The sequence below is a fragment of the Mammaliicoccus fleurettii genome (assembly GCF_003970575.1).
Taxonomy (GTDB): domain Bacteria; phylum Bacillota; class Bacilli; order Staphylococcales; family Staphylococcaceae; genus Mammaliicoccus; species Mammaliicoccus fleurettii.
In genome coordinates, this window is the sequence record NZ_RXWZ01000134.1 from 40,368 (window position 1) to 47,052 (window position 6,685).

Consider the following 6,685-nt stretch of genomic DNA (forward strand, 5'->3'; position numbering starts at 1 on the left):
TTAAACTTATGAAATATGATATATTTACCATATCTATATAGGAGGTTTGTTATGTTCTTATCAATTATAGTTCCTCTTTATAATGAGGAAACTAACATCTCTATTTTACATGAAAAAGTCTCGAACGTCTTTTTAAATTTGTCACATCAATTTGAATTAATATTTATTAATGATGGATCTACTGATCACTCTCTTCAAGTCTTGAAATCTTTATCCGAAAAAGATGCGCGAGTTAAATATGTTTCTTTCTCTAATAACTTTGGAAAAGAGTCAGCTATGTATTGTGGAATGGAGCATTCTATTGGAGATGCCATTATTATTATGGATTCTGATTTGCAGCATCCTCCTGAAATAATTCCAAAATTGATTCAATTACACGAAGAAGGCTTTAGCCAAGTCGTCGCTTTAAGAAATCGTAAAAATGAATCATTTATTAAAAAAATTCCTGCTAAAGTATTTTATAAACTATCTCAATATATGATTGATGTTAAATTAAAAAGTGGTGAAGGCGACTTTCGTTTAATATCGAAAGAAGTTGCAAATTCAATTTTAAAAATGACTGAATATAATAGGTTTTCAAAAGGAATATTTGAGTGGGTTGGTTTTAGTAAGACAACAATAACTTTTGACCATCAAGAAAGAAATGATGGTTATTCAAAATTTTCCATATTTAAATTAATAGATTATGCAATAGATGGCATAATTAGTTTTAATAACAAACCGCTTCGATTATGCTTTTATTTCGGTGGCTTTACGATGTTTATATGCCTGTTATATATTTTTATAACATTTATTAATATCCTCTTACATGGTATTGAAGAACCTGGTTATTTTACAATAATTTCAGCTATTTTATTCTTAGGAGGACTTCAATTATTTAGTTTAGGTGTAATCGGAGAATATATTGGTCGTATATATTACGAAACAAAAGATAGACCGAAATATATAATAGAACAATCAAATTTAAAAAAACATGAATAATTAAATAATGATATAGGTGAATGAGATGGTAAACAAATTCAAAAATTACATAAATAACAAGGTTAAAATTAAATATATTTTCCTATTCATTATTTTAGCAATATTAGGTCATAGTTATGTGCTTTTCAGATATTTTAAAGATGGTGTTATCTTCACAGGTCCTAATGATGGCATTGAACAAATGCTCCCTATTCAAATGTATTTATATGAACATTGGACGAGTGGTTCATTCTTCTATTCAACTGATTTAGGACTCGGTGGAGATATGTTTATGGATTTTGCATATTATTTTTCTACAAATATTTTATTTATAATAAACGTAATTTTGATTTGGTTAGGCTCATTCATTTTTAATTTTAATACTGAACAAATGATTTTTTGGGCACAAAACGCAATATTTATATCTATCGTAAAATCATTTTTAATCATGACTTTTACATTTCTACTATTTAAAAAACTTGGATTAAATCACATATCCTCTATTGTTGTGTCATTTTTATTTGCTGTATCTCCTATTTATTTTAGATTTACAGTTTACTGGCCATTTTTTAGCGATGTATTTATGCTTTTACCTCTTTTAATTCTAAGTATTGAAAGATTTTTAAAAGATAAAAAAATAGGTTTGGTCATTATTGTTGTTGCAATTACTTTTATTAATAATTTCTACTTTGCATACTACCAGTTATTAACAGGACTAATTTACTTTTTATATCGATTTATATTCACTCATAAAGATGATATTGTTCCTAGAATCCAGCAATTAACGTTATTAATTATTGCCAGTGTTCTTGGTTTAGGTAGTAGTTTGTTTGTATTTTTCCATTCTGCTCATAGTTTTATAGGTAATAATAGAGAAGTATATCAAGGTAGAATACCATTACTTTCAGATTTTACGAAGCACGACAATATTTTTTATGACAACTATTTATTCGTTGTACTATTTATTACGATACAAGCATTACTTACATTTAAATTATATAAACATTATTATTATCGTCTATTCAGTATATTTACGATAATGTTAATCGTCTTTAGCTTTATACCATACGTCGATAGTGTATTTAATGGTTTTTCTGCTCCACAAAAAAGATGGCATTACTTATTAACATTTTTCTCTAGTGGTTTAATTGGTTTTTATGTTTATTATTTTAAAACAATTCCACTTAAACATTATATTTTAACTACTTTACCAACTTTTGTTGTTATATTTGCAAGTTATTTCATAACTAAAGATTATGTCATATGGATATGGATGGTTCCGATTTTATTCATTAGTGGTTTGCTTGTTTTAACTTTAAATGTAACACGTAAGCTACCAATTATAATTTATGCATTGTTGATTTTGTTATTATCTTTTCTTGTATCAAAAGAGCATAGTAAAAATCAAATCTATCATGATGACCACGAAAGAAGAGCAAATGATTTTTATATACAAGCAAGCACATTTGATAGTGGCCTTCAACGTAAGCATATATCGAAATTAAAAAATCAAACTGATGATGATGAAAGAATTGGATGGAGAGTATTAACACAAGATAATACGCCGATGTACCAACATTTTAAAGGTATGAGTTTATATTCAAGTATTTTTGATGGTCAATTAAATCAATATTTATTTAGCGATGTAAAAGTAAATTTACAAGACGAATCTTTAAGTCGCTATAGCAATATGCAAGGCAGATCGAATCTATATAGTTTATGGTCTACTAAATACATTATGAAAAAGAGTTATCAAAAAGAAACACCTGCAAACTTTAAAATCAAAAGCGATGATGGCAAATATCAAATATTAGAAAATGAGGAAATGTTACCTGCTGTTAAAGTTACAAATCAATATTTTGATAAGAAACAGATAAGTAATCCATTAGATTTAGAACATGCCATGATTAAAGGTGTTGCTACTTCTGACTCTTCAAAAGAGTATGCACAATTAAACAAGACACAAAATTTATTAAATCAAACAAAAATTACAGAACGAGATGCTAACTATAATAATAATACTTTAACAGTTCCAAATAACGGTGATGGTATAACAATAAATATACCTAAAAAAGTAGCAAGTAAGTACGAAGACATGTATTTAATGATGCATTTAGAACGGAAATTACCTCAATCCAATTTTACAATTCAAATTAATGATTATGAAAATAATCGTCTGTTTGAAGACTCTAAATATAGAATGAATCAAGATGATTTGTTGTACCGTATTCCAGTACCGAAAGACGGTAAAATTTTTATAGGATTAACAAATGGCAAATATAACTTAAAATTACAAGGGTTGTATGGCGAGAATTACAATGCATTGAAACAAGCTGATAAGCGCAAACAATACACTTATCTAGAAGAAAATGGCAAAATAGATATACATTTAAAAGCACACCATAAAGGAACGGCGGTTATCAATATCCCTTATAGAAATGGTATGAGAGCTAAAGTTGATGGAGAGAAAACACCTGTTCAAAAGGTAAACCATATTATGACTGCTGTTGATGTCGATAAACAAGATAAACATATAGAATTGTCATATACGCCACCCTATTTTAAAACAATGATCATCATTTCAATCCTATTCATAGGACTGAGCATAATATTCACAAGAAAAGTTAATCGAAAGCCATAATTCAACTTATTATTTTAGAGGTTGAGACAATTTAAAAGTCTCATCCTCTTTTCTTTATTAATAATTTATTACTGTTAAAGTTTAACAATCCATATAATTGGGAATAATTAACTAATTATACAACAACATATTAAAAGGATAAAAGGTACCAATTATGTTAAAGAAATTTAAACACATCCTATACATATTACTTCTATCAGTTATTATTTCAATCCTATATTACATACCAACCATTTATAGATTTATACACTTTGGTGATTTATATACAAGTGTTGGCGACGGTTTAAAACAAATGATACCTTTTCAAATGTTTCTAATAGAGCATGCTAAACAATTTACAATGTTTTATGACATTGGATTTGGTCTTGGTGGAGATTATTTTTCTAATTTAAGTTATTATTATTCAACTTCTCCTTTTGCTTGGATCAGTATTTGTTTTGTATTAATATATCAATTTTTTGCAAACTACGAACACTTAGTCTATATTGTTATTGCAAATCAAATAGCCATAGCAATCTTTAAATGTGCGTGTATCATAGTTGTAACTTATTTCTTATTTTTAAAGTACAACATACGTAAAATTTATGCCTTTATAGGTAGCATACTTTACGCTTGCTCAACAGTTTATTATTATTTTACATTCACTTGGTCGTTCTTTAGCGATGTTATGTTCTACCTACCACTCGCTTTATTAGGTATTGAACTACTCTTTAGACAAAAGAAAATTACGATACTTACACTTGCAGTAGCGGTAACGATTACGTCTAATTTTTACTTTACATATTATGAATTTATTATTTTAGCTTGTTATGCAATATATAGAATTATTTTTAAATATAAAGAAGACATTTTGACAGTTAAACAAAAATTATTGTATCTCATTTTATGTATTACGATTGGTTTTTTAATTGGCAATTTTGGTTTTGTACAAGGTGTTTTATCTTATATCAATAACGATAGAAGCTTGATTAACAATCATGTTGATGCAATTATTCCATTTAAAAAGCAATATAATATGCTATATGGTGGATTTTATATTACGATTTCATTCCTATCTATTACAGCTTTATTTTTAAAACCATTATATAAGAAATATTATTTTATATTATTAGCGACATTCACCATTTTATCTTTAATTGGATCATTTTCACCTTATTTTGATTCGTTTTTCAACGGCTTTTCAATGCCTGAAAGAAGATGGGTTTATGCATTAGCTCTATCTACAGCTGGCCTTACTGCAATGCTTGTTCAACATATCCAAATGATCACAGTAAAACAATTTCTTTTAGCATCTGTACCACCTATTTTATTCATTACTATTTCAGCATTTTGGCAACAATCTTTTTATAGTTGGCTCATTTTCATACCAATAATGCTCGTTCTATTATTATTTAAAATAAAACATCCGTTTAAATATTTGAATATAGCTATTTGCTGTGTACTTATTGCATACCAATTTACGCTTATACAAAACTACCAAGATAAAGTTATTAAAAAGTATACACCAAATATTAAAACTGTCAGTAAATCAAATATATATTCACAACAAACATCCTCAAAAATTCAAAAACTAAAAGAAAATCAAATTGATGATTTAAGACGTATTGATATGTTAAGACCACTTTCTATCAATTCAGCAATGTATTATAATTTTAATGGGACTAAACTTTATAGTAGCATTTACGACGCAGAAATACTTAAATTTTATGAAAAAGATTTATTAGTCAGTATGCCAAGAAATAGTAATAGTTATTACGCTAGCTTTTCTGAAAGAACTAACTTAAACAGTTTATTTAATGTTGATTATACTATTAAAGCAAAAGATGATTTACATTATCCAGCACTTTCAAAAAGAATTGACTCCTTTAAAGACCAAGATGAGTATTTCCACATATATGAAAATACAGAAAAATTGCCTAGCGCAAGAGTTGTTAATAACATTTATAATGACACACATTTAGACAGTCCTTTAGAAAAAGAACATGCCATGTTAAACGGCATAATTACAAATGATAAAAAATCAAACAAACAAATTAAACCACCTAATGACTTACTTAAATCAGCAAACATTTCATACAATAACGCAAGTTATAATGGTAAACGTTTAACTGTAAATAAAAATGGTGGTGGCTTAACGATTGATTTACCAAAAAATACTGCTGAAAAATATAAAACATTATATTTAATGATGGACGCTAAAATAATAAAACCTAGAGATATGAACTATTATATTTCAACTAATGAAAATAAAATATTTAGATATAGATTAAACTCTCGTTATATTAGACCACATCACACTACAACAGCAAATATAAAATCAACAAATACCGTTCATATAAAATTTAAAAAAGGAACATATCATTTCAATTTAAAAAACATACAAGGTGAAGATTATTCAACATTAAAAAATGCTACTAAAGATGCTCAATCTCAAAATATTAAATTTCATAACAAACACACACATTATGAAATAGATTTAAACAAAAATCCTTCAGGAAATCTCGTTATGCCAATTATTTATAATAAAGGATTAAAAGCATCAATTGATGGAAAACTAGTTAAAATAAATAAAGTGAACTATTTAATGTCTAACATCAAAGTCGATAAAAATGATAAAAAAGTAAAAATAACATATGAAACACCATTTTTCAAAACGAGTATTTGCGGAATGTTGATAGGACTGATATTGCTAGTATGGTTAAGAAAAAAGTATAAATTATAAAAGCATAGATGAATAATCGTTGGAAGAGGCTGAGACAAATTAATTGTCTCAGCCTTTCATTGTGCGGTGTTGATTTTGAGGATGTCTTCGATTAACTTTCGACTTAATCTACAACTTGGTCAATCTCTTAGATTAACTTCCGACTTAATCTACAACTTGATCGATCTCTTCGATTAACTACTGACTTAATCTACAACTTAGTCGATCTCTTCGATTAACTCCTGACTTAATCTACAACTTAGCCGAACTCTTCGCTTAACTTCCGATTTAATAGTCAAGTCCATAATTTTGTGTAATATCTTTAGATGTAATCAACCATTGGTTTTTCTAGGGTATTAACAAAATATATATGCTTGGTTTTT

Annotated in this window: 3 protein-coding genes; all 3 read left to right on the plus strand. The window is 27.2% G+C overall.

Annotated elements, in window-relative coordinates:
- Positions 1-51: 51 nt before the first annotated feature.
- The gene (locus tag CD129_RS09835; RefSeq protein ID WP_115337537.1) at positions 52-981 is read left to right on the plus strand and encodes a glycosyltransferase family 2 protein; all 930 of its coding nucleotides are present in this window, start codon (positions 52-54) and stop codon (positions 979-981) included.
- Positions 982-1,006: 25 nt separating this feature from the next.
- Positions 1,007-3,601 carry a YfhO family protein gene (locus tag CD129_RS09840; protein ID WP_115337538.1) on the plus strand — a complete coding sequence of 865 codons (2,595 nt, stop codon included), beginning with the start codon at positions 1,007-1,009 and terminating at the stop codon, positions 3,599-3,601.
- 154 nt (positions 3,602-3,755) lie between these two features.
- Positions 3,756-6,323 (plus strand): YfhO family protein, encoded by a 2,568-nt coding sequence (locus CD129_RS09845; RefSeq protein ID WP_115337539.1) that lies wholly within the window; start codon positions 3,756-3,758, stop codon positions 6,321-6,323.
- Positions 6,324-6,685: the final 362 nt, after the last annotated feature.

Coding starts and splice junctions, on each gene's coding strand:
- CD129_RS09835 (WP_115337537.1), top strand. CDS start 52: ATGTTCTTATCAATTATAGTTCCTCTTTATAATGAGGAAACTAACATC.
- CD129_RS09840 (WP_115337538.1), top strand. CDS start 1,007: ATGGTAAACAAATTCAAAAATTACATAAATAACAAGGTTAAAATTAAA.
- CD129_RS09845 (WP_115337539.1), top strand. CDS start 3,756: ATGTTAAAGAAATTTAAACACATCCTATACATATTACTTCTATCAGTT.